The 23640-nt window shown below is 40.8% G+C and carries 22 protein-coding genes; 12 read left to right on the top strand and 10 right to left on the bottom strand.

Annotation, left to right across the window (positions count from 1 at the left end):
- Window positions 1-248 precede the first annotated feature (248 nt).
- On the top strand, window positions 249-500 hold the full coding sequence (locus HMPREF1528_RS11740; protein WP_016479924.1) for a GlsB/YeaQ/YmgE family stress response membrane protein: 252 nt from the start codon (window positions 249-251) through the stop codon (window positions 498-500).
- Between the two features lie 81 nt (window positions 501-581).
- On the opposite strand, the gene HMPREF1528_RS13035 is transcribed toward HMPREF1528_RS11740, so the two are convergent.
- Complete coding sequence (locus HMPREF1528_RS13035) at window positions 582-950, bottom strand: hypothetical protein (RefSeq protein WP_084667282.1); 369 nt, start codon at window positions 948-950, stop codon at window positions 582-584.
- Between the two features lie 28 nt (window positions 951-978).
- Window positions 979-1671, bottom strand: coding sequence for a DUF3784 domain-containing protein (locus tag HMPREF1528_RS11735; RefSeq protein WP_016479922.1), 693 nt, complete (start codon window positions 1669-1671; stop codon window positions 979-981).
- Window positions 1672-2579: 908 nt separating this feature from the next.
- Here HMPREF1528_RS11735 and HMPREF1528_RS11725 point away from each other — a divergent pair.
- Genes HMPREF1528_RS11725 through HMPREF1528_RS11710 form a run of 4 tightly spaced genes read left to right on the top strand, consistent with a single transcriptional unit; the run spans window position 2580 to window position 5096 of the window.
- Window positions 2580-3101, top strand: a complete 522-nt coding sequence (locus tag HMPREF1528_RS11725; RefSeq protein WP_016479921.1) for a DUF3127 domain-containing protein — start codon at window positions 2580-2582, stop codon at window positions 3099-3101.
- A gap of 3 nt (window positions 3102-3104) precedes the next feature.
- Window positions 3105-3773: a leucyl/phenylalanyl-tRNA--protein transferase gene (aat, locus tag HMPREF1528_RS11720; RefSeq protein WP_016479920.1), complete on the top strand. Its 669-nt coding sequence runs from the start codon at window positions 3105-3107 to the stop codon at window positions 3771-3773.
- Between the two features lie 5 nt (window positions 3774-3778).
- Window positions 3779-4570 carry a glycoside hydrolase family 16 protein gene (locus HMPREF1528_RS11715; RefSeq protein WP_034568086.1) on the top strand — a complete coding sequence of 264 codons (792 nt, stop codon included), beginning with the start codon at window positions 3779-3781 and terminating at the stop codon, window positions 4568-4570.
- 13 nt (window positions 4571-4583) lie between these two features.
- Complete coding sequence (locus HMPREF1528_RS11710) at window positions 4584-5096, top strand: zeta toxin family protein (RefSeq protein WP_016479918.1); 513 nt, start codon at window positions 4584-4586, stop codon at window positions 5094-5096.
- Window positions 5097-5151: 55 nt separating this feature from the next.
- Here the strand turns inward: HMPREF1528_RS11710 and HMPREF1528_RS11705 are convergent, their stop codons facing one another.
- Both HMPREF1528_RS11705 and HMPREF1528_RS11700 read right to left on the bottom strand, forming a co-directional pair.
- The gene (locus tag HMPREF1528_RS11705; RefSeq protein WP_198010010.1) at window positions 5152-6357 is read right to left on the bottom strand and encodes a Bcr/CflA family multidrug efflux MFS transporter; all 1206 of its coding nucleotides are present in this window, start codon (window positions 6355-6357) and stop codon (window positions 5152-5154) included.
- 185 nt (window positions 6358-6542) lie between these two features.
- A complete protein-coding gene (locus HMPREF1528_RS11700; RefSeq protein WP_034568085.1) occupies window positions 6543-9026 on the bottom strand; it encodes a zinc-dependent metalloprotease in 2484 nt (827 codons plus the stop codon).
- A 580-nt stretch (window positions 9027-9606) separates the two neighbouring features.
- Between HMPREF1528_RS11700 and pheS the strand changes: the two genes are divergently transcribed.
- The 4 genes from pheS to HMPREF1528_RS11680 all read left to right on the top strand — a co-directional run bounded on the left by pheS (window position 9607) and on the right by HMPREF1528_RS11680 (window position 13707).
- Window positions 9607-10629 carry a phenylalanine--tRNA ligase subunit alpha gene (pheS, locus tag HMPREF1528_RS11695; RefSeq protein ID WP_034568091.1) on the top strand — a complete coding sequence of 341 codons (1023 nt, stop codon included), beginning with the start codon at window positions 9607-9609 and terminating at the stop codon, window positions 10627-10629.
- A 259-nt stretch (window positions 10630-10888) separates the two neighbouring features.
- Entirely contained in the window at window positions 10889-11800 is a 912-nt protein-coding gene (locus HMPREF1528_RS11690) for an ABC transporter ATP-binding protein (protein WP_016479914.1), read from the top strand.
- A gap of 62 nt (window positions 11801-11862) precedes the next feature.
- Window positions 11863-12474, top strand: a complete 612-nt coding sequence (locus tag HMPREF1528_RS11685; RefSeq protein ID WP_002673909.1) for a PASTA domain-containing protein — start codon at window positions 11863-11865, stop codon at window positions 12472-12474.
- A gap of 174 nt (window positions 12475-12648) precedes the next feature.
- Window positions 12649-13707, top strand: a complete 1059-nt coding sequence (locus HMPREF1528_RS11680) for an RluA family pseudouridine synthase (protein WP_016479913.1) — start codon at window positions 12649-12651, stop codon at window positions 13705-13707.
- Between the two features lie 114 nt (window positions 13708-13821).
- On the opposite strand, the gene HMPREF1528_RS11675 is transcribed toward HMPREF1528_RS11680, so the two are convergent.
- Together HMPREF1528_RS11675 and HMPREF1528_RS11670 are read right to left on the bottom strand one after the other, a co-directional pair.
- On the bottom strand, window positions 13822-15576 hold the full coding sequence (locus HMPREF1528_RS11675) for a TonB-dependent receptor (protein ID WP_016479912.1): 1755 nt from the start codon (window positions 15574-15576) through the stop codon (window positions 13822-13824).
- A 100-nt stretch (window positions 15577-15676) separates the two neighbouring features.
- A complete protein-coding gene (locus HMPREF1528_RS11670; RefSeq protein WP_016479911.1) occupies window positions 15677-18682 on the bottom strand; it encodes a tetratricopeptide repeat protein in 3006 nt (1001 codons plus the stop codon).
- 690 nt (window positions 18683-19372) lie between these two features.
- On the opposite strand from HMPREF1528_RS11670, the gene HMPREF1528_RS12795 reads away from it, so the two are divergent.
- Genes HMPREF1528_RS12795 through HMPREF1528_RS11660 form a run of 3 tightly spaced genes read left to right on the top strand, consistent with a single transcriptional unit; the run spans window position 19373 to window position 20899 of the window.
- Window positions 19373-19525, top strand: coding sequence for a hypothetical protein (locus tag HMPREF1528_RS12795; RefSeq protein ID WP_198010009.1), 153 nt, complete (start codon window positions 19373-19375; stop codon window positions 19523-19525).
- A 6-nt stretch (window positions 19526-19531) separates the two neighbouring features.
- On the top strand, window positions 19532-20401 hold the full coding sequence (locus HMPREF1528_RS11665; RefSeq protein ID WP_016479910.1) for a GyrI-like domain-containing protein: 870 nt from the start codon (window positions 19532-19534) through the stop codon (window positions 20399-20401).
- An 18-nt stretch (window positions 20402-20419) separates the two neighbouring features.
- On the top strand, window positions 20420-20899 hold the full coding sequence (locus HMPREF1528_RS11660; RefSeq protein WP_016479909.1) for a hypothetical protein: 480 nt from the start codon (window positions 20420-20422) through the stop codon (window positions 20897-20899).
- Between the two features lie 188 nt (window positions 20900-21087).
- Here HMPREF1528_RS11660 and HMPREF1528_RS11655 read toward each other — a convergent pair whose 3' ends face one another.
- From HMPREF1528_RS11655 to HMPREF1528_RS11640, 4 genes are read right to left on the bottom strand one after another with little or no spacing between them, the layout of a single operon-like run.
- Window positions 21088-21483, bottom strand: a complete 396-nt coding sequence (locus tag HMPREF1528_RS11655) for a hypothetical protein (protein WP_016479908.1) — start codon at window positions 21481-21483, stop codon at window positions 21088-21090.
- Entirely contained in the window at window positions 21480-21917 is a 438-nt protein-coding gene (locus HMPREF1528_RS11650; RefSeq protein ID WP_016479907.1) for a hypothetical protein, read from the bottom strand. Before HMPREF1528_RS11650 ends, HMPREF1528_RS11655 begins: the two co-directional genes overlap by 4 nt.
- Before the next feature lie 16 nt (window positions 21918-21933).
- Window positions 21934-22368, bottom strand: a complete 435-nt coding sequence (locus tag HMPREF1528_RS11645; protein ID WP_016479906.1) for a hypothetical protein — start codon at window positions 22366-22368, stop codon at window positions 21934-21936.
- Between the two features lie 2 nt (window positions 22369-22370).
- On the bottom strand, window positions 22371-23498 hold the full coding sequence (locus HMPREF1528_RS11640; protein ID WP_016479905.1) for a beta-ketoacyl-ACP synthase III: 1128 nt from the start codon (window positions 23496-23498) through the stop codon (window positions 22371-22373).
- Window positions 23499-23640: the final 142 nt, after the last annotated feature.

The raw sequence follows: 23640 nt of genomic DNA, 5'->3' as shown, positions 1-23640 counted from the left end.
TTGTTATCAATCACAAAACTACAAAATTTGAAAGCAATTCACAACTTGCTTCACTTACCATAAAAGATATAACATGTTGTTATCAATCGCAAAACTACAAAATTTGAAAGCAATTTACAAAATGTATAAGTAAATAATCTGAACAATAACGCCAAGTAAAGCGAGCGAACCCTCTCCCTTTTATGATTTTTATTTGTTTTTTTAGATGATAATTCTTACCTTTGTACCCTAATTTAATATTAAAAATTATGGGTATTATCGCAACACTTATTATTGGAACCATCGCTGGATGGTTAGGAGGAACTATCTACAAAGGTAGTGGATTAGGTCTCATCGGCAATATCATTATTGGTATTCTTGGAAGTATCGTGGGGTATTGGCTTTTAGGAGATGTGTTTCACGTCTCACTTGGAGGAGGATGGATTGGTGCTATCTTGACAGGAGCTATTGGAGCTATTGTTATTTTATTCTTGATAAATTTGATATTTAAAAAGAAGTAATAAGGAAGGAAGAGCACATATTAAAAATGAAAAAACCCCGAAAATATATATTTTCGGGGTTTTTTAGTACTTCTTTTAGAATTACCTACTGGCGTTAGCAGTCCAGGTCTTTCCATCTGTAGTATACAAAATGTTCAATGAAGAGGCGTTGACTCTAATGATTTTCACACCATCTTTCAAATCGATGTTTACTAAAGTGTTATCTCCTTCTTTTTTGAAGCTAACACCTTTAAGGTCAGGGATGCCGTCTGAAAAACGGAAATAATAGTCATTTCCTGTTTTAACAACTGTCACGGCTCCGTTATCAACAGATTTTTTTTCATCTCCATTTGAATAAGAGATTTTACCTTTGTAGGTTCCTACAAAAAGGTCATTGTCTGCTGGGTCATCATTCTTGCTACAAGATATACAAGAAAAAGCTACTAGTGAATGTCCGTAATAAGAGTTAATGTTTTAGGCGAAATTATAAAATCTGGGTTCATTTCATATGTGTTTTGATATTATTGAATAATTGTAAAGTTTGTATAGAATCGCCATAATTCAAAAGAAGTATTTGATTTTTAGAGTGATAAATCTTAATGTAAGGTTTTGTATTAACACGTAAAGAAAGTTTATATACATCTCCTTTTTCGGTTTTAAAAAATCCCTTTTTGATGATGCCTACATCAAAACCGTTAGTTCGCAAAACAAATTTAGGTAATTCGTTAACAAGAGTTATTGAATCAATATCTTTCATTTTAATATTAAAATGATAAAGACCTGAATTCTCAATTCTTTCTTTGCTAACCTCAATATCACTTTCTCTCATTCCATAAAAAAGAAAAATACACACAGCCCCGATTAAGAAAAAAACAATGTAAATAGTTTTTTTAGAAGAAGATTGTTTTCTTATAGGAGATCGTAATACAGATAAAATGGGAATAAGTAAGCCTGGTAATATGGAAACACCAATGTCCCAAACAACGGAACGAGACAGAAAAGTTAAAAAAATAGAAGCTAATCCACAAATAATAAAGACATTACGCAGATACAGCGTATAATCTGTGTTTTTTAAAGATTTTTTCTCTTCATCAGACAATGTGTTATAGCCTGATAACAAGTTAGGATGTTTTGAGATTAGGAATCCCAATAATATATAAAACAGTCCTAAAATACAATTTAAGGTATCCATAAAAGTTTAGTTTTATACGTTAATAATACGAGAAATAATACGAGATAAAGATAAACATAACAAAATCCGTTTAAACTTTTGGCAAAGTTACAATAAATAATTAGAAAATGAGGAAATTAGAGAATGAGGAAATTAGAGAATGAGGAAATTAGAAAAAAGGGTACAAGCTATAAGCTTGCACCAGCGGAGGTAACACATTAGAGCTTTCGGAAGGAAACGGAAGAAATCATAAAAAGACTGTGAGGGTTTTTGATGAAAAAATGCTATAAGGAGGGTGGGGGTAGCTTATAGAGAGCTTATAGGAAGCTTATACGAATCTTGGACGATTGGTATAGAAAGGGTATATAAGTAGTTGATTCATACTATAATACAACAACGCTAAAAATGTTAAAAACGGGGGTTTCGAGTCGAAAGAAAGAGGAACCTCACCCCGTCCCTCTCCCAAGGAGAGGGGGAATGTAGTGACGGAAAAGGGGAAAAAATGACGAGTGACGAGTGACGAGTGACAAATGACGAGGGGGCGAGTGACGAAAAAGAGGGAATGTAGCGAGAGAAAACAGAAGGGTGAAGGGGGAAATGATAGAGTTTTCTTTTATGTATCTTGTATATATTACAAAATTGATTATTTTTGCGGTTCGAAGAATGCGGATAAAATACAAAAAAATATTGGCTAAATATAAATATATCAATTGTCCTTCGTTAGATGTTACTAAATACAACACCAAAACGAAAGAAGGAATGATACAGTTGGTAGATGATTATACAAAGACTTGTAAATAGGATGTTTTTGGGCAAAAAGTAAAAAGTTTTGTAATATTTTTGGGTATAAGTATTGCCGATAACTAAAAAAATAGTATCTTTGCCCTTGTAAATATTATCAGAATAAGCAATAAATAAGGAATACCAATATGGAAATTCAAGGACGAATTATAAAGATTAACCCTACACAAACCGTAGGACAAAACGGCTTTCAACGCCGTGATGTGGTGATTTCTACTGAGGAACAATACCCCCAGTATATCCCTTTTGACTTTGTACAAGAAAAATGTGTACTTCTCGACAACTTTCAGGTAGGGCAATTGGTACGCATCAGTTTCAATATTCGCGGTCGTGAATGGGTAAACCCGCAAGGTGAAACTAAATATATTGTGAACTTACAAGGATGGCGTATTGAAAATGCTGAGGTGGCACAAGGAGCCTATCCCCCTCCGCAAGGGCAATATCCACCACAGGGGCAACCAGCTTATCCGCCACAAGGATATGCACAACCACAGTATCAGCAAGCGCCTCCGCAATATCAGCAAGCCCCACCACAATACCAACAAACGCCCCCTCAGTATCCGCCACAAGCCCCTCAACAGGCTTTTAGTGCACCAGATCCCGCACAGGGAGCTTCTGCCCCTACTGAGGAAGACGATTTGCCATTCTAAAGAATGATATACTTAACGAACGATAAAACATCTTTTCCTTCCCCCGATACGGCTTCGGAGGAAGGAATTGTTGCTTTAGGAGGGAGTCTTACCCCTGAACGGCTTATTGAGGCGTATTCGGAGGGTATTTTTCCGTGGTATAACAAAGAAGAACCGGTAGTCTGGTGGTGTCCTGACCCTCGCTTTGTACTCTTTCGGGAGAAATTGCATATCAGCAAGCATATGCGTAAGATGTTACGCGAAGCACCTTATCGCGTTACTTATAACCGTTGTTTTACTGAGGTGATGCGACAGTGCGCTACTGTTCCGCGTAAAGACCAAGACGGCACGTGGATTCACCCTGAACTGATAGAAGCCTATACAGGCTTGCATAAAAGAGGGATAGCGCACTCGGTAGAGGTGTGGGAAGGAGATGTGCTCATAGGAGGTTTATACGGGCTAAAAATGGGTAAAATCTTTTGTGGAGAGAGTATGTTTAGCAAACGCAATAATGCGTCAGAATACGGCTTTATCACCTACCTGCAAGCACACCCCGATATAGCATTGGTAGATTGCCAAATATACAGCGAGTATTTAGAGCGTTTGGGAGCAGAGGAAATACCTCGCAAAGAGTTTTTAGCGCTTTTAGGTAAGGCATATGAAGAAAGAGAAAATGAAAAGATAATAACTTAAACTGTATGAATATGAAACCTTTTACATTATTACTATTTACGTTGGCTCTTATGAGTTGGGGTTGTTCTAAAAAAGAGGAAGTTAGCGAGAAACCTTGGAAATTGGTATGGGAAGATAATTTCGACAGAAATGATATTTTCTCGACAGGAGTGTGGACAAAAATGAACCGTTGGGGAGACAACTGTTGCAACACAATGAGCAGTGACCCGAGTTTGTTTGAGATAAAGGACGGGAAGATGATTCTGTTAGGGGTGACCAATAAAGATTTAAAAAAAGACCCTTCGCCTTACCTTACTGCGGGTGTTTGGACTAAAGAAAAGAAGTTTTTCCAAAAAGGGAAGATAGAAGTACGCTGTAAGTTAGAAGGCACGCAAGGAGCGTGGCCTGCTATATGGTTGGTTACCAAAGACACTAAATGGCCTGAAGAAGGAGGGGAGATAGACCTTATAGAACGCTTAAATTACGACCCTTTTGTGTATCACACTGTGCATTCGCCGTTTACATATAAAAAGAAAGCAGGACCTAAAAACTCTACTTCTTTCCCTATTAATCCTGATGACTACAACACTTACGCAGTGGATTTTGAAGGAGATGTGATACGGTTTTACGTAAACGGACTGCCTTCATTTGTTTATTCGCGTATGCCTGGTAAGGAGAATGAAAAGCAATTCCCGTTTGATTTGCCTTTTTATTTGATTATTGATATGCAACTGGGAGGTGAATGGGTAGGTGAAGTAAAGCCGTTTGATAAACCCGTGAGAATGTATATTGATTGGGTGCGGTTTTATCAGAGGTAAACGAGATATAAAAATGATTGTTATAATTACTGGAGCTTCACACACAGGTAAGACTTTTTTAGCTCAAAAGCTATTAGAAAAATATAAATACCCATATCTATCAATAGATCACTTAAAAATGGGATTAATTCGCAGTGGTTATACTAAACTTACCTTAGAAAATGATAAAGCACTTACAGATTATATGTGGCCTATTATTCGTGAAATGATTAAGACAGCCATAGAAAACAAACAAAATCTTATCATTGAAGGAGCATATATTCCTTTTGACTGGGAAAAAGATTTTACAAAAAAATATCTCGAGGATATTAAATGTTATTGTCTTGTAATGAGTGAAAACTATATTAAAACCCACTTTGATGATATAAAGAAATATGCAAAAGTCATAGAAAACCGTTTAGATGATGATTGGTGTACAATGGAAAGTGTTTTAGATGATAATGCACAGTTTTTAGCCCTTGCAAAGAAACACAACACTAATTTTATACTGATTGATGAAACATATAAGGTAAATATTGAGCTATGATGAACTATGAAATTTTTGTTTTGGAGAGACTTAGAGAGGCAGAGAAACGGTATAGTTATTTGCTAATGGTGCGACGGGCGACTAACAGCAAGTAGCTGAGGGCGCCTACTCCTATGCATAGTGCCATTGCAAATACCATTGGGCGCTCAGAGGTGATGGCGAAAAGCGAGAGCACTGCCCCTACTACCGAACCGATACCAAAACGCAACATTCCTGTGAGTGAATTGGCGGTACCTGCTACTTCGGGGTACATATCCAAAATGGCGGCATTGGCACTGCTGGACACTACCGATACCAAACCTACAAACATTGAAACTCCTGCCACTGTAGCCCATAATCCCAAATGGAAAATACCACATATCACAAGCCACGCTCCTGCAATGAGTTGGATAGTAAGCCCCAAACGCAAGGATTTTTCTACGCCTATTTTGGTGACGAATTTGCCATTGAGTGAGGTTGCCGTCATCATTACAATTACATTGAGAAGGAAAAAATACCCAAAGTGCTGAGGGGCTACCCCAAAGAGTTTGGTGTACACAATAGAGCCCGTGGTGATAAAGCAAAACATTCCTGAATAGGAAAGCGAATTGCAGAAAATATACCCCAATACCTTTTTGTTGCTGAGTAGCTTGCCGTAAATGCGCAAGGTATTACCTATTTTCAAAGGAACACGCTTGAACTTAGGAAGGGTTTCAGGGATTTTATAACTCACTAAGAGTGCCGCCAAGAGTCCTAAAACCATCAGCACGTAGAAGATGATATGCCAATGAAACCAGTCGGTGAGGTGACCACCCAGTACGGGGGCGATAAGTGGAGCAATCATCGTGACAATCATAATCATCGACATTTGGCGGGCAAACTCATTTTTAGCGAAAAGGTCGCGCAAGAGGGCACCCGTTACTACCGCCGGCGATGCTCCAAAAAAGCCTTGCACAAAGCGCAGTATATAAAAATGATGGATATGGTGAATTTGCGTAATCACTAATGACACCAATGCTGAGGTGATAATCCCGATGAGAATGATAGGTTTACGCCCATAACTATCGGAAAGAGGTCCCCAGAAGAGTTGCCCAAAAGCAAAACCAAGGGTAAAGAGCGCTAAGGTTTGAGAAATCATCTCTTCGGATACATTCAAATCATTAGCAATCTTCACAAAGGCAGGAAGGTACATATCGATAGCCAGCGGGGTGAGCATCGATAGGAGTCCCATAATGAGGATAAACAGTAGGTCGGGTTTGGGTTCGTGTTGTTGTTGTTGCATTATCAGTTTCTTGAAATTAGAAAAAAGAAGTGTAGCTTGCACTACAGAATTGAACAAAAATCTTTGAAAAAAATAAAAGATTAGACTACGTCTTAGAAATCTTACAAATATAAAAACAAATCGAACAAGCCATAGCACGGCAGGCATTTAAATGATTTGTTTAATTTTTCTTCCGAAGGGAGATTCTATTTCTTAGGGTCTTTAATACGTTCTATTTCCTTTATAATTTCTTGGTAGTGTAGATGATTAATAGATGAAGCAGGTTCTTTGGCAAGAGCTTGTTTGGCGAAAGCCTCAATCATATCCAAATGCTGCAAGGCAAAGAGTCGCACATCGGATACTTGCTGTATGCTCGCAGCTTTACTGTTTTTAGCGTCGGCAGGTGCATTGATGAGTCTATCGATTTGAGAGAGGTACAAGCGTTCGATACCACGGCGATAAGTGTTTTGGCGTGCATCGGGGCTGTTGAGGGGTTTCCATACCGCTTTGAATACATCTTGCAGATATTCGTTTAGCGGATAAGGATTTTTGGAGGTGAGCGATTGGTTATAAAGGTTGTAGAGGGTTTGCTCTCCTAAAAGTACACTCAGGGTAAGGTTTTGCATACTGATGATGTTCTTATCGGGGGTTGCTCCTGTTTTTTCTACTATTTCCTGAGGATATAACCACAAAGGCGCTTCAAAAAGTTCTTTATCTAAATAGTTAATAGCTTCTTTTACCTTTTCTTTAGGTACTTCTTTATAAACTTCTTTCTCACCGATGATGCCCACATATCTATTGCCAATATGCTTGAGCACGTGCTTCAAATAGCGAAAATACTGCATATAGGCAGCGGTTTGCATTTCGTTGAGATGTTCATATTTGTCGTTAGGTTGTTTAGTCCATTCGGGGAGGTGTTGCACGATATAGCGGAGATTTTTCAATCCGTAGGTATTGGCTTTCATCACGTTGTCCGAAAGGTCTTCAGTTTGTGCACGAGGGTCTTCATCTTTGCCTTCCCCTCCGAACCACAATCGCGGATTGGCTTTGAGTTTTTGGGTAACCATTTCGGCAAGCGCCTCTTGTTCAGCATACTCGTCTTTATATTTGTTGCCATAATAGCGATACCCCCATTCGATTGCCCATTTGTCGTAAATGCCTATGCGCGGATAGAGTCCTTTGCTACTGATGTTATCTTCGGGCTGTGCCACATAGTTAAAACGCGCATAGTCCATAATAGAAGCGGTATGCCCATTGGCTTCTACCCATTTTTTGTCGCGGAGTTTTTCGACAGGCGTTTGACTGCTGGCGCCCATATTGTGGCGCAAACCTAAGCAGTGACCTATTTCGTGAGAGGAGACAAAGCGCACGAGGTCGCCCATTAGTTCCTCGTTGAACTCCATAGTACGAGCGCGTTTATCGACAGCGCCTGCCTGAATCATATACCACTGATTGAGGAGTTTCATCACGTTGTGATACCAACCCACGTGGCATTCTATAATTTCACCACTGCGAGGGTCGGCGATGTTAGGACCGTAGGCGTTACTTTTTTCGGAAGGGAGGTAGCGAATTACGTTGAAGCGGGCATCTTCTAAGCTCATTGAAGGGTCGTTAGGCCAAGGTTTTGCGACAATAGCCTCTTTGAATCCCGCTTGTTCGAAAGCAACATTCCAATCGTTTACACCCAAAATGAGGTATTTTTGCCATTGTTTAGGCGTAGCAGGGTCGATATAGAACACGATTTGCTTTTTGGGGCGTACTAACTGACCGCTGAGATATTTTTTGACGTCTTCTTTGCGAGGTTCTAAGCGGAAACGGTGTATGTAATATTCAGTTTCGGTGCGTTGCTGTTTATCGCTAAACTTGATGTATCGGGTAGCGAAAAAGCCCACGCGAGGGTCGAAGAGGCGTTTTTGCATAGGTGTTTTGGGCAAGAGCACCATAGAGATATTCAGCTCTAAGGTAATAGCCCCTACTTTGTTTGCCGAAGGAATGGTACTGGGTGAAGCGTTGAACGTTTTGAGAGTATTGACCTCTACGTTGATAGGATAAGGACGTATATCGTCTACAAAAGAACGATCGGTAGCGATAGCGCCTATTTTCATTTGGGTTTTTGCATTCGATGAAAAAGAGGTAATGCTGTTGTCTTGCTTGAAGAAATCGGTGATGTCGATGAGCTGTGCTTTGGTTTTGGGGTTGTGCCCGATAACGGTGAACGATGCTACCACAGGGTTTGCACTCGAATTGGCTACTGCCACCGAGATATTATCGTCGGTACCCGCTTCTTGCAAATTGAGGAAAGAGCGCAAGAGGAGTGTTTTATCGCCTTTCTGCTCGAAATAGACGGTTTGTTCATTCACTTTTTCGCCTGCATAGAGTCCGAAGTTATGAGGGGCAGCTTTGAGTCGGGTTACGCATAGTAAATAGCGATTGAGGAGGGAATCGGGGACTTCAAAGTACCATTTCTCTTCAATTTTGCGGATAGTAAAGAGTCCGTTGCGCTCTATACCCTTTTTTTTGATGAGTTTAGCGTACTCTTCAGCGCGCTTTTGCTCAGGAGTCTTTTCCGGTTTTTCAGTTGTTTTGGTTTTAGTAGTATCTTTAGTAATAGTATCTTTCACAGCAGGTATTTTCTGCGCGAAAATCATTGTTGTAAATGATAGGAAAAGTATAAGTAAGTGTTTTTTCATTATTAGGTGTCAGGGATTAGACTTGTTAGACACGTCTGATCTGAGAGTATTTGATTTTGGGGTGCAAAAGTAGAAAATAATTAGGAAATTAGCAAATGAGAGAATATTGTCAGTTTATCAAACTTTGGCAAAGTTTAAAACTTTGCCAAAGTTTGAGATGAAAAAGTGATGTTCTAGGACTGTTAGGAGTATTCGGAAGGAAACGGAGAATAACGGAAGAGAGCTGAGAAGAATTTTGATGAAAAAAGGCTATGAGAAGGGTGGAGTTAGCTTATAGAGAGCTTATAGGAAGCTTATACGAATCTTGGACGATTGGTATAGAAAGAGTGTATAAATAATTGATTAATAGTATAATACAGCGATGCAAAAAATGGTGAAAATAGGGTTTCGAGGCGAAAGAAAGAGAAAAGGCATTAGGCCTTAGGCCATAGGTGCTAGGGGGGAGTATGACGGAAAAGGGGGAATTAGAAAATGAGAAAATTAGCAAATTAAAAAATTAGTAGATTGGTAAATTTGCTAAATGGAAAATTATTTATACTTTTGCGTCTTGGGAAAAACAAAAGAGAAATCGTATTACTGTATGATTATTGATAAAATAAAAGAGCATATTGCTAAGATAGAAGATTTTAGCGCGAAAACTAAGGAAGAACTCGAACAATTCCGCATTCAGTACCTCGGTAAAAAAGGGGTACTCAACGACTTTTTTACCGCTTTTAAAGAGGTGCCTAAGGAGGAGAAAAAGACTTTTGGGCAGGTAGTGAATGAGCTCAAACAAAAAGTAGAAGCCAAAGTACAAGAATGGCGTGACCGCTTGGAAGAACACAGTGAAAGCAAAGGTATATACGGCGATTTGAGTCGTACTGCGACTCCTTCGCCTATCGGGGCGCGCCACCCTATTTCGATAGTTAAAAACGAAATTGTGAATATCTTTGCCAATATAGGTTTTAACGTATCGGACGGACCTGAGATAGAAGACGACTGGCATAACTTTACTGCCCTCAACCTTCCTGAATATCACCCTGCTCGTGATATGCAGGACACGTTTTTTATACAAACTAATCCGGATATTCTCTTACGTACCCATACCAGCTCGGTGCAAATACGCTATATGGAGGGACATCAACCACCTATACGGACGATTTCGCCGGGTAGAGTATTCCGCAACGAAGCTATTTCGGCACGTTCACACTGTTTGTTCCACCAAGTAGAAGGCTTATATATAGATAAAAACGTATCGTTTGCTGACCTGAAACAAACTTTGTTGTACTTTACTAAGGAGATGTTCGGCAAGTCGCGTATACGTTTGCGTCCGTCGTACTTCCCTTTTACCGAGCCGAGTGCTGAGGTAGACATCTATTGGGGACTCAATAACGAGGTGGATTACCGCATTACCAAAGGTACTGGTTGGTTGGAAATTATGGGTTGTGGTATGACTGACCCTAACGTACTTAAAAACTGTGGTTTTGATAGCGAGGTATACAGTGGTTTTGCCTTCGGTATGGGCGTTGAACGCATTGCGATGCTTTTGTACCAAATAGGGGATATACGTATGTTCTATGAGAACGATATGCGTTTCTTGGAACAGTTTAAAAGTGCGCTCTAAGTGCGAGCCGCACAGGCAGATTAATTAGAAAATGAGGAAATGAGAAAATTAGAAAATTAGAAAATGAGGAAATGGGGAAATGAGGAAATGAGGAAATGAGGAAATGGGGAAATGAGGAAATGGGGAAATGAGGAAATGGGGAAATGGGAAAATGAGGAGGTGTGAGTTCTTAGGGCACAGGGAAACTTTGCCGAAGTGTGGGAAGCAATATACGAATTGCATAAATTGCAAAGCGCTAATATTTACATATAAATAAACAATGCTAAACCTTAAAAATATATTTTTTGCTTATGAAGGGCAAGACCCTATACTGCAAGACATTTCTTTTGAGCTGGCGCAAGGTGAGCACCTTTCGCTGATGGGAGAAAGTGGTTGTGGCAAGAGTACCTTGCTGAAAGCTATTTATGGTCTCATTGATGTGCAAGAAGGTACTATACACTTTCACAACGAGCGCGTAAGGGGTCCTTCTTGGCAGTTAGTGCCTGGGTTTAAAACGATGAAATACCTTGCACAGGACTTTGGGTTAGGCCCTTATCACACAGTAGCTGAAAATGTAGGGAAGTTTATCTCTAACCTCGATTTAACCTATAAAAAAGAGCGCGTAATGGAGTTGCTTACCTTGGTGGGAATGGAACGTTTTGTGCCCTTAAAAGCACTGAACCTCAGCGGTGGTGAGAAACAGCGTGTGGCATTGGCAATGGCATTGGCACAAGAACCTCAATTGTTATTGCTTGACGAACCTTTTAGTCAGGTGGATAATTTTAGAAAGAACGAACTACAACGCACTCTCTTCACCTATTTGAAAGAGCAAAACATTAGCTGTATAGTGGCTACTCACGACGGTAAAGACGCGCTTTCTTACTCCGATAAAACCCTTATAATGCGCGACGGGAAGCTATTGTTTTTTAACAATACGCTTTCGGTTTATTTCCAAAATACCGATTATTACACCGCTTCTTTGTTTGGTGAAGTGAGTTGGCATAACGGTAAACTCTTCAAACCCCAACAGATTACCATTACAGCAACCTCTGATTGGGAAGCTACTGTACAATACTGTTATTTTCAAGGAGCACAATACCTTATAGAAGCTACTTCGGTAGAAGGGAAAGTGTATTTCTACAACGATACCCCCATAGTGAAAGGGGAGAAGGTGTGGTTGAGGATATTGTAGGGGGCTGTATTGTCTTTTTCAAAAATATTTGTACCTTTGCACCATAACAATACTTGCAAAGTATGGAAAAGATTAAAGAATTCTTAAAAAACTCAGGAAAGAAACTAGCTTGGCAATTTGCTTTTGCCATAGTGGCGTGTATTATATTAGTTTGGTGTGTATTGCAACTCTTGCGCATCTATACGGCGCACGGAGAGTACATTACAGTACCGAATTTGAGCAAGAAAACACTTACCGAAGTAGGGGTGATATTAGATAAGCAACAATTGCGTTATGAGGTGTTGGATTCTACTGAATACGACCCTAAATACCCTCCTCTATCGGTAATCAGTCAGACGCCTGAGGCTACCGAGAGAGTAAAGAAGAACCGCAAAATATACCTTAACATCAATCCGTCGGGCTATCATAAAGTAACAGTGCCTAAGGTGATACAAGTAACGCGCCGGAATGCAGTGGCTACCTTGCAATCGGTAGGGCTTGCCATCGGTAGGGTTACTTATGTGAACAATATAGGGAAAGATATGGTATTGGAAATGCAACACGACGGTAAACCTGTACAACCTGGCGATAAGCTTATTAAAACCTCACGTATAGACCTTGTGTGTGGCAACGGCTTAGAGGCTCGGGATACTATCCCTACCGAAATACCTATTGAAGAACTGATGGGGGACTAGTGCGATCCGCACGGGCAGTCGTAGCACGACGGGCGGTGTGAGCCACACTAGCAAGTGTGAGTCGCACGGGCAAGTGTGAGCAATGCAGACTATTATAAATTTTAACTTTGTTAAGGGGCGTAGTACGCACGCTATTAGAAACTTTGGCAAAGTTTGTGACGCAAATGTAAGGTAATGCGTGATATAGACGAGATAGAAGATTTAGACGATTTGGAACCAGACGGAGAGGGAGCTCCTTCTCTTTACGAGCATTACTCCTTTACGGCGGGCAAAGGGCAAGAACCTTTGCGCGTGGATAAATTCTTGATGAACTTTGTAGAGAATGCCACCCGTAACAAGGTGCAACAAGCAGCCAAGCAGGGTAATATTTTTGTGAATGGCGAGCCCGTAAAGTCTAATCATCGTGTGAAAGCTAACGACGAAGTAAAGGTACTTTTTCCTCACCCTCCTCACGAGGATTTATTGGTGCCCGAGAATATTCCTTTAAACATAGTATACGAAGACGATAGCCTTTTGGTGGTAAACAAACCTGCGGGTATAGTGGTACACCCTGGTCACGGCAACTATAGCGGAACGCTCATCAACGCATTGGTATATCATTTTGAGAACTTGCCTAACAACAGTAGCAATCGTCCTGGGTTGGTACATCGTATCGATAAGGATACTAGTGGACTTTTAGTAGTGGCTAAAACCGAAGAGGCGATGTTACACCTTACTCAACAGTTTTTTAATAAAACTACTCAGCGCGAATATATAGCCCTTGTATGGGGTAATATAGAAGAAGACGAAGGAACGGTGTGTGGTCATATTGGGCGACACTTAAAAGACCGCCTGCAAATGGACGTCTTCCCCGATGGTTCTCACGGTAAAGAGGCAGTAACCCATTACAAGGTGTTAGAGCGTTTTGGTTATGTAACACTCATTTCTTGCAAGTTAGAAACAGGGCGTACGCACCAAATAAGGGTGCATTTAAAACACATAGGACATACCCTTTTCAACGATGAACGTTATGGGGGCGACAAGATTCTGAAAGGAACAACTTTTGCCAAATACAAGCAGTTTGTAGAGAATTGCTTTGCGGTATTACCTCGCCAAGCCTTGCACGCTAAGACCTTAGGTTTTGAACACCCGATTACTCACAAGTATCTTAGCTTTGATAGTGAACTTCCTAATGATATGCAACAATGTATAGAGAAATGGAGGAATTATAAGAAGTCAGTGGTAAGTGATTAAGGGAATAATAAGAGAGATTAAAGTATAAAAGACATAAAAATTGAGGATATAATAAACAAACAGCGGTATGAATGGTCTATTCATACCGCTGTTTGTTTTGTTAGTATATAAATGTTACTTGTTACTTAGGCTAAACAGATAACGTACTCCTGCAAAGGCTTGTACGCCTTGTGAAGGATAATACAACCATTTTTTATAGTGCTCACTGGTGAGGTTGTTGGCTTTTAAGAATACTTGCCAATGTTTGTTGAAAGTGTAATCGGCGTGGAAATTGATATCAAAATAACCTTCCAAAGAGAGCTTCTCAGGAATAGGATTTGCAACAGTTACATAATCGAGGTCATAACGTTTTCCTACATAAAAGAAGTCGAATCCAGCAAATAGATTGGGTAATATTCTAAAATCGGTGAAGAGAGACACTCGTGTGCTGGGCAAGTTCCAAGCAGTTTTATTTTTCTGTACACGGGCGTTATAGTTATTATATCTTCCTTCAAAGGTAAAAGAGAAAACATCTTTTATATTTCCTCCGATAGAAGCTAAAAGCTCCATATCGTTTACTTCGTCGTACACTAACTTAAAAGAGTTGTTATATTGATAAGGCAATATTTCGGTGGCGATAGTAGGGGTCTCGGAATTGGTAGTAAACAGAGGCATCTCTTTGTATTGGCGATAGCTTCCTTGTATGCGATAAAGCAAATCGGAAGTTACTTTTCCTTTAAGGGCTACAAAAGCATCGGCTTGCACATTGGTAGGCTTAATTTCTTGCATAGGTGAGAGAAAAGGATTCTCTTTGGTGAGTTTCTCTACTGTGTTTTGTTGCATAATACCGCGTATACCTGCGTGCAAAATAGCATCGGCAGTTAGCGGATAAGAAGCCTCTACATCGGGATAAGCTTTAAACTTGCTTTCATCGGATTGGTTCGCATCTACATACATCAAAGCAACGCCTAATTTTAAGTCCAAATTCTCAATAGACAAATGATAAGAAGGATTTACCCCAAAGAGCATCCAACGATTGTTAAGCTCGTTTACTAAGTTATTTTGACGAGTAAAACTACCATTGTAATAATCGAGAATTACATTGGTACGAACTTTTTGGTCATCGGTAAGAGGAATTTCGAAGGTGGGTTGTGCTTTTACATTCAATTCTTTACTATCGAAATGGTCGTAGAGCCCACGTACGCTGAAATCAAGTCCTTTAAAGTAAGGATTAGACCATTGGAGGTAACCTCCTACGCCATAATCGAAATAGGTTTGGTGTACATCATCTACTTTTCCAATCAACTGTTGTCTTGTATAAGAAGCGGGACGGATGCCATACCAGTTGTGCAAACGGCGACCTATATCAGCAGTGAGCCCCCAGAGTACATCTTGGTTCTGAAAATCATAACGCAACTCAGCCGATGAGAGCGCATAATTGGTATCGGTGTATACCTCGTCCATATTATCATTGGCTGAGATGTGATTCAGTAAAAAAGAAGCGTTACTGTTATCAGTTACAGGGAGAGTGATATTGGCATCGGCATAAAATGTATTGAGCATACCGAAACCGCCACCGAAATAAGAATCTAAATAGTCTTCGCGAACGACTTTTGGTTTCACCGAAGCTGCTTTGCCTTTTTCGGGAACAAAAGTAGAGGCTACCGGTACCGAATAGATGGTATAGTTGATTTGCTTTTTCTTAACGGTAAGCGAATCTTTTACGTTTGCATCTTCACGCTTTTTGTCGGCGTCGGCGATTGTAGGAGCATATGATTTTACCACATCTACTACTTTGGTAGAGAGGCTGTCTTTACGGCTTTGAGCGACTGCCATTGTTGAGGCAGAGAACAAAAGCATTGTTAGAATATATGTGATGTGTTTGTTCATTTGTTTAGAAATTAGGGTTTAGGACGGAGATTCAACTTTGCCAAAGGTGCGAGCCGCACAGGCAAAAACTTTGGCAAAGTGTATACCACAATATTAACCATTATTTTACTGATGAATTACTTTTAGCGGCTTCGGCTTTTACTACTGCGAGTTCTTTTTTGGCTTCGGCTACTATTTCAGGAAACTCTTTAAAGTTTTTAATTACACTTTCTAAGACGTAAGAGGCTTGATAAGCGTCTTTTAGTCCGTAGAAGTTTTTAGCCATTACGATAAGGCTCTTAGCAGCGAACTCTTTGTGTCCGCCATAGTCTTTAGCAATCTTTTGAACTACGTCATTAGAGGCTTTGTAGTTACCGTCTTTATTCTTAAAATAAGCATCGTAATACAAGGCTTCGGCAGCGAGGCTACCCGTAGCGGTTTTCTGTACCTCTTGGTAATATTTGCGAGCTTGGGTTTCATTTCCTGCTTGACTATAAGCACGAGCCAACACTATATAAGCATCGTTCTTGATACGTGTATCGATAGATTTTTCTTCTAATACCTTATTGGCATATTCAATAGCTTTATCGTACAGTTTTTCGTTATAGCACACGCGCATTAGGTTGCTTTGTGCATAAGTTTTGTTCTGTGCGATAGTAGCGGTTCGTTCGAGGTCTTCGAGATAAGGTTTGGCTTTTAGGTAGCTACCTGCTTCAAGAAGGATTTGACACACACGAGTAAGCGATTGCTCGCCGTATTCATTAGAACCGCTTTTGGTTACATTTTCGTAATGTGTAAGTGCTTTAGCCTTTTGTCCACTATTGAAATACATTTGTCCTAAGTAAAACTCGGCATTGGTGCGACGCATACCATTAGGGAACTCTTTAAGGTATTTTTCAAAACCTGAAATAGCCTCTTTGGTATTGTTTTGCATATATTGTCGTTCGGCAGCTTCATAAGTAGCTCCTTCAAGTTCGAGGTCGGTTACCTCTACATATCCCAAACCTTTAGCCCACGATGCGTATTCGTTTACGTTACCCATATCTACATAGATGAGTTTTGCGGAAGCTACCGCTTGTGAGGCTTCGTTGGTATTAGGATAGTCTTTGGCGATAGTTTGGAAAAGCGTTAAGGCTTTTTGGTTTTCGTTCCTATTATAATACACTAAACCTTCGCGGAGCATTGCACGAGGTACGAGCACATTGCCTTTATACTCTTTGGCGAGTTGCTGATAGTACTGTAATCCTTTTTGGGTATTTCCTTTGGTTACATAAGCATTCCCTAATTCAAACAAAGCATTAGGACGCAGATTAGAGCTTTTGTAGTTCTTAACGAAACGCTCTAAGTCTTCAATTTTGCTATTGAGGCGGTCTACGAACCCATAACTAATAGCCTTTTGGTAGGCGGCATAATCTTGGTCGGCTGATTTAGCTTCGATGAGTTTGTTATACCCTTCCATTGCAGGCCAGTATTTACCTGTTACGAAGTAAGAATCGGCGAGACGGAGTATAGCGTCGTGTTTCCAACTACTGTTCTTAGGGTTTTGTTTGAGGTACTTCTCGAAATTAGCGATAGCACCTGCATAGTTTTTTTGATTGAAATTAGCATAAGCTAAACCGTAGAAACCTTTGGCATACTCTTCGGTTTTAGGAGCTGATGAATTATGGAGAAACTGAGTAAAATAGGATTCCGCACCTTTGTAATCTTTCAGCTGATAAGCAGTTTCACCAGCCCAATAGGTAGCGCGAGCGGCAAGCGCAGAATTACCACCGATGGCTTTCTGCAAATATTTTAACGCCTCGTTGTATTGCAATTCATTAAAAAGCTCTAACCCGCGATAGAAGGCTACTTTTTTATAGGTTTCTTTGTCCTTTGGGTCGTTAGACTTTTCGAGCAGACTGATAGCGGCTTGATAGTTACCAGATGAAATATAAGAATCGACTAAGAGCGACTGTATTTCGTCCTTATGGTCGTTAGGATAAGCCGAAGCATATGCTTGTAGCACATTGGGGACACTCTCGTAAGGGTTACCGATTTCATAACTGAGGCGGGCGTAGTTCAGATGAGCATCTTTTTTAATTTGCTTATCGAAATCCATTTGAGAGGCATTGCGGAAAGCGTTGAGAGCCTCTTGTTTTTGGTTGGTTTTCAAATAGCATTCGGCTAAATGATAATACGCATTTTGAGCGACGCTATCGTTTCCGCCTACGATTTTGTTGAACTGCTCGATAGCCGCTTTATAATCGTTATTTTTGTAATGAGCGTATCCGATATAGTAATAATCGGTATTGGAGAACCTACCTTTTTTACCTTTATAGTTTTGTAAGTAAGGGATTGCTTCTTTGTATTTCTTGAGGTTGAAGTAGCTTTCACCTATAATCTTATTGAGCTCAGATACTTCTTGAGCATTTTTGGTTTTAGCGAGCTGTTTCTGTCCTTCGGTAATAGCTTCTTGATAAAGAGCTTGTTTGAAGTACATATTGGCTTGGAAGTAAGACACGTTTTTGGTGAGTGAAGCATCTTCTTCTTGTACCTCGCGGAAGTAGCTTTCAGCCTTAGAATAATCGTCTTTATCATAGGCGATATATCCTAAGTAATACTTGGCGTTGGCACCGTATTCTTTGGTGTTTTGTACCGACTCGAAATAAGGTTTAGATTCGGCTTGTTTGCCGGTTTGGAAGAGGCAAAAACCTTTTTGGAAGTTGTATTTAGCTTTATCGCTACTGCTTATGCTTTGGTCGTCGATAGCCTCGTACCAAGCGAGCGCATCTTCGTAGTTGCCCTGCTGATAATAGATGTTAGCCATTTGCAAATAGGCTTCGGAGCTCAGAGGAGAGTCGGGGTGATTGACGATAAAGTTATTCACCAGCGCATCGGCTCCGTCTTGATTGAGGATAGCGGCAATAGTGGCTACGTAGTATTCACTTTGGGTTTGGATAGCTCTATCGGGATTGGAGGTTTGTTCTTTTCGGAACAAGTTCTGTGCAGGCTGATAGAGCTTGCGATTGTAGAGTTCCACTGCCTTTTGGTATTGGCTTTGTGGATGGGTAATCATTTCAGTTTCTTGTGCCCATAACAGAGGGCTAAACGCCATCAGTGAAAGCACTGAAAAAAGTGTTTTTTTCATAATGTTTTAATAATTAGATGTTAGGATATGAGGAATAGATGGGGCAAAGATAAGAAATAATTATGAAATACGAATAAAAAGAGGAGAAATATTTGTGCGAAGGGGAAGCAGACCTTAGGCACTAGGAGGGGGAAGCGACAAGCGGGAGGAAAAATGAGAAAATGAGAGAATGAGAAAATGAGAGAATGAGAAAATGAGAGAATGAGGAAATTTGGAAATGAGGAAATTTGGAAATGAGGAAATGAGGTGCGAGCTTGAGTTAGAGGAATGAGGCTGTGCCTCAGAAATTAAACAAAAATTTAACAAAATCAAGGCTGCGCCTTGTGAAATGGGGAGAGAGGTTCGTCGGAGTTTTCGGAGAATCTTAGAGAAGTTCTGAACTTTCGGAAGATATCGGAGATATTCGGAAGAAGGTTAAGAGAAATTTTGATGAAAAAAGGGTATTAGATGGGTGGGGTTAGCTTATAGAGAGCTTATAGGAAGCTTATACGAATCTTGGACGATTGGTATAGGAAGGGTGTATAAGTTGTTGATTTATACTGTAATACAACAAGGCTAAAAATGTTAAAAACGGGGTTTCGAGGCGAAAGAAAGAGGAAGAGGTACTAGGCCTTAGGCCATAGGCACTAGGGGGGAACCTCCCCCTAGCCCCCTCAATGAGGGGGAATGTAGTGACGGAAAAGGGAAGTAATGACGAATGAACGAGAGGCGAATGACGAGGAGCGAGTGACGAAAAAAGGAGAATGTGGCGACGGAAAGATGAACTTACAGGGTGAAATTAGCAAGATAGGAAAAGACTACTTTGGGAAAGTGCCGTATCTTTGCCACAGAAATTCAAAATAAATCTGTATGAAATCCATTACTCATAACGATTACACTCAGCGTATCAACAAAGTGGCGGAATACATCAATGGTCATCTTGATACTTCTATAAAGATAAAAACACTCGCCAATGTGGCTAACTTATCTGATTTTCATTTTTGTCGTATCTTTAAAGCGCTTAAAGGAGAATCGCCCATTGTCTTTATTGCTCGTTTGCGCATAGAGACGGCAGCTCAGCTGTTACGCTATTCAACGCTTTCGGTAGAAGAAATAGCTTTTAATATAGGGTATGAAACGCCCGCCTCTCTTTCCAAAGCGTTTAAGAATCAATACGGTATTACCCCTACTCAGTATAGAACAAACAGAGATATTTATATTATGAAGAAAGAAATAAACAATCCAGAAGTAGTGCTCAAAGCTCCAAAGATAGTAGAGCTTGAGCCCAAAAGTCTTATTTACGTAGCTCTTACAGGAGAATATGGTACACTTAACTACAACAAAGCTTACGAACAATTGTGGGGTGTTGTAAAATCACAAAAACTCTTTACCAAAGGCATTGAGTCGATATGTGTTTCGTACGACGACCCTAAAATTACCGAAGCCTCTTTACAACGTTCGGAGGTGAGTTTGGCTATTCACAAGCCGGCTAACCCCTCAGGTGAAGTGAGTTGTAAAACCTTAGCAGGAGGCAAATATGCAATCTTTTTCTATCAAGGTAGTTATACTCAGCTCTCAGCCGTCTACGATGCTGCTATGCGCTGGGTGGTAGATAGTGAATACGAAGTGCGCGATGAACCTATGTTCGAGAAATACCTCAACGACTGCCGTCGTACCCCCGAAGAAAAACTGAAAACTGAGATATATATCCCAGTGCAAACTGCACGGGCAATTTCCTAACTTCTAAATTCTAACATTATGAATCTTACAAAAACAGAAAAAATCACAGGTGTCGCTTTGGCGATTGTCTTATTATTGCTTACGCTTTCAGGGAGTGGTTACTTCTTTTTTACTCTGAAAGTAAACTTTGTGCAATGGTTGGCTTACAACGCTTGTTCTCCTAGTAGCTTGGTGTATTTAGGTTGCCTTATCGTCTTTTGGGTGACGAAAAAGACTTTTTGGCTACCGCTTGCCTTCCTGCCAATGTACTATTTTGGTACGATGGGGCTCTTTACCTTTACGTGGAGTGGTGCTAACATCTTTGCTCAAATGTCACATATTACAATGACAGTCAACCTGATTTGGGCGGGCTATGTGCTCTATCGCATTGGTGATTACAAAGCGTTTGCACAGGGTTTACTGTGGAGCATCGTTCTCTTTGTGCCTTACATTGCTTTTGTGATGTACTACTGTCGTACACACGCTGAGGAAATTAGTCAATTACTTGAAATGTCGTGAGCTATATAAGCAGTTTATATCAGATTTTAAAATAATAGCACAATGAAAGAAGCTTGTCCTGAGTGTTATGCGATAGATAGTCGCATCACGCCTTTGTTAAATCCCAAAGAGTGCTTGCTACACCACAGGCAATTATAGTATGAAAAGCAATAGAACAAAGTCCTTTACTCATTTAGAGTAAAGGACTTTTATTTGTTTAACTCGCACAGTTCTCCCACCGTGATGCCGAACACCTCAGCGTATTGTTGTAGTGTTTTAGAAGATAGTTTTTTGAATACCGAAGGTTTGGCGTGACGCTTGATAACCCATTGCCAGCGGTGCATTGCATCGGCAAGGACTGCCCAATCCATACGGTTGAGGAACATATAATACACTATGGGGCTTTTGCGTCCTGCAAGCACATCGGCTTTTGCCTCGTCAATCTGCTCTTGCAAACGGCTGAGCGAGGCTTCTAAGGCAATGCTCTTCACCTCCCAGCCCGAACTGGATAGGGTGGTGTAGTTGCCTTCGTCATCAGTTACATAATACACTTCTTTGAGGTCGCGCAAGGCACCTTTCTCTTGTGGTACTTCGGTTTCTCTCATTCCGTTAGGTTTTTAATTACTAAGTTCATTTCGGCAGTTGCCATAAGAATATCTCCTACAAAGGCATTACAGCGCATCGAGCAGATGTAATACTCATCGGTATCGAAACGAGAAAGCAATTCGGCTTCGGTGCGCACCACCTCTTGTACCTTAGGCAAGGCGAAGAGTTCCAACTTCTTAATTGCACTGATGTAACCTATCACATAGTTCGATGTGTCTTCTATACCAAAGAGAAACTGCCCCACAATTGCCGAACAGGTTTGTGCCATATTCTCAATGAGTCCTACTTCGGCGAACTTCCCCTCTTCCACAAATATGCAAGTAGGCTTCACCTCAAACTCAGTAACTACGTGTGTATTACTGATGTCGGTAATGGTATCTACCATTTGCATCGGCGGACGGTGAGGGAGGTATTTGTGGATTGATATGTTCATATTCAGGTGTCAGGATTCAGGGGTTAGGGGCAAGTACGGTTTTCATTTCGCCTTGGGCGATGAGGGTATCACCTACAAAGGTTTGCATTGTTACGAGGGTAACGTCCATAAACTCTTGCTGGATAGTGATGTGTGTTTTGAGCATATCGCCTACTTTGGGTAGAGATTGTATCTCTATGTTTTTAATCGCTCCTATATACCCCATAGGAGCAGGTTTTCCGTTGAGATAGTAGTAATAACCTTTGTGCAAGGCAATGCTTTGGGCGATGTGCTCTATAAGTCCGCTTTCTAGGAATATCTCTTGCTGTACAAAGAGGTTGCTAGGGATAATGGTGAGCCCTGCCACACCCTCGGTGGGGGTATACTCCCAAAGCGCATCTACCATTACAATGGGAGTGCGCTGGGGTATAAGGGTAAGAATTTCGTTTTTATCTGTAATTGGTAAAACCATAATTAAACGACCTTTAAGAAAGCATAAGAATAGGAGAATCTACCACTCTCAGGCACTGATAGCAACACGGTATCGCCCGTTTTGAGCTTACTTGAGTGCATCAGGGCTTCTAACATCAAATAAGCAGAAGCAGAGCCTACATTGCCTACTTCGGGGAGGTTGATAAACCAACGTTCTAACGGAAGGTCGATACCTACCGTTTTGAGAGCTTCATACAAGCGTTCTTTGAAATAACAAGACGAGATATGAGGCAAGAAATAGGTAATATCATCTGCCGATAGTTGGTGTTTATCTAAGGTAGCGCGCATACTTTCAGCGCCTTTTAGCAAAATATTCTCATTGAGTAGCTTCACATCTTGCTTGATAGCAAAAATAGATTCACTAAGCCACGCTTCGGCAGGGTATTCACTCCAAGCTTTGAGGCTGCCATCGGGGAGCTTGTCGCCACCAGCATACATACACGCTTCGAGCTCGTGAGCATACGAATAAGCGTCCATCCACTCTATTTGCAAAGCACCTTCACGCGGTTTGTTTTCTAACAGAAAAGCCCCAGCCCCATCGGAGAGCATAAAGCGCAAGAAATCTTTTTTAAAGGCAATGGCTGGGTGTGCTTCCAACTCGGCTAAGAGTTGTACCTCGTTTTCGTATTTATCGGCACGCAACCACGCCGATACACGTTCAGAGCCTGTGCATACTGCATTGGCACTATTGCCCGCCTTTACTGATAAGTAACCAAATTTGAGTGCATTCATTCCTGAGTTACACACCCCTGAAGAGGCATTCAGTTCTACTGAGTGTCCGCCCAAAACGCCGTGTACCATAGAAGTGTGTGAGGGCAAGAGCACATCGGGGGTAGAGGTACCACAAGAGAGCACCTCGATAGTATCCCAAGGCACTTCGCCGTCCAATAGGTTTTGTACTGCCAAAGCCGTAAGCTGGGCGTTGTTATGAGTAGGGTTACCTTGCTCATCGAGGGCGTAGTAACGGGTGAGAATACCATTATTGCGGAGCACAAGGCGTCGTGCTTTAGAGGCATTTTGGTTTATGAGACCTAAGAAAGTCTCCATTTGCTCATTGCCAATGGGATTGTTAGGTAAATATTTACTTGCTTTTGTTATATAGACATTCATATTTAGGTAACAGGTAACTCACTGATATTAGTGATTTCTATTTTTTTAATGTGTTAAGTTTGTGTATCTACTCCCAACCCATCATTCCTTTTGATTACTGACGATAATTTTACTTTGGCAAAGGTTGAAACTTCGGCAGAGT

Source organism: Capnocytophaga sp. oral taxon 336 str. F0502 (assembly GCF_000411575.1).
GTDB classification, from domain to species: Bacteria; Bacteroidota; Bacteroidia; order Flavobacteriales; family Flavobacteriaceae; genus Capnocytophaga; species Capnocytophaga ochracea.
Note: the sequence above shows the minus strand (reverse complement) of the source record. Positions and strands in the feature narration are given on the sequence as shown.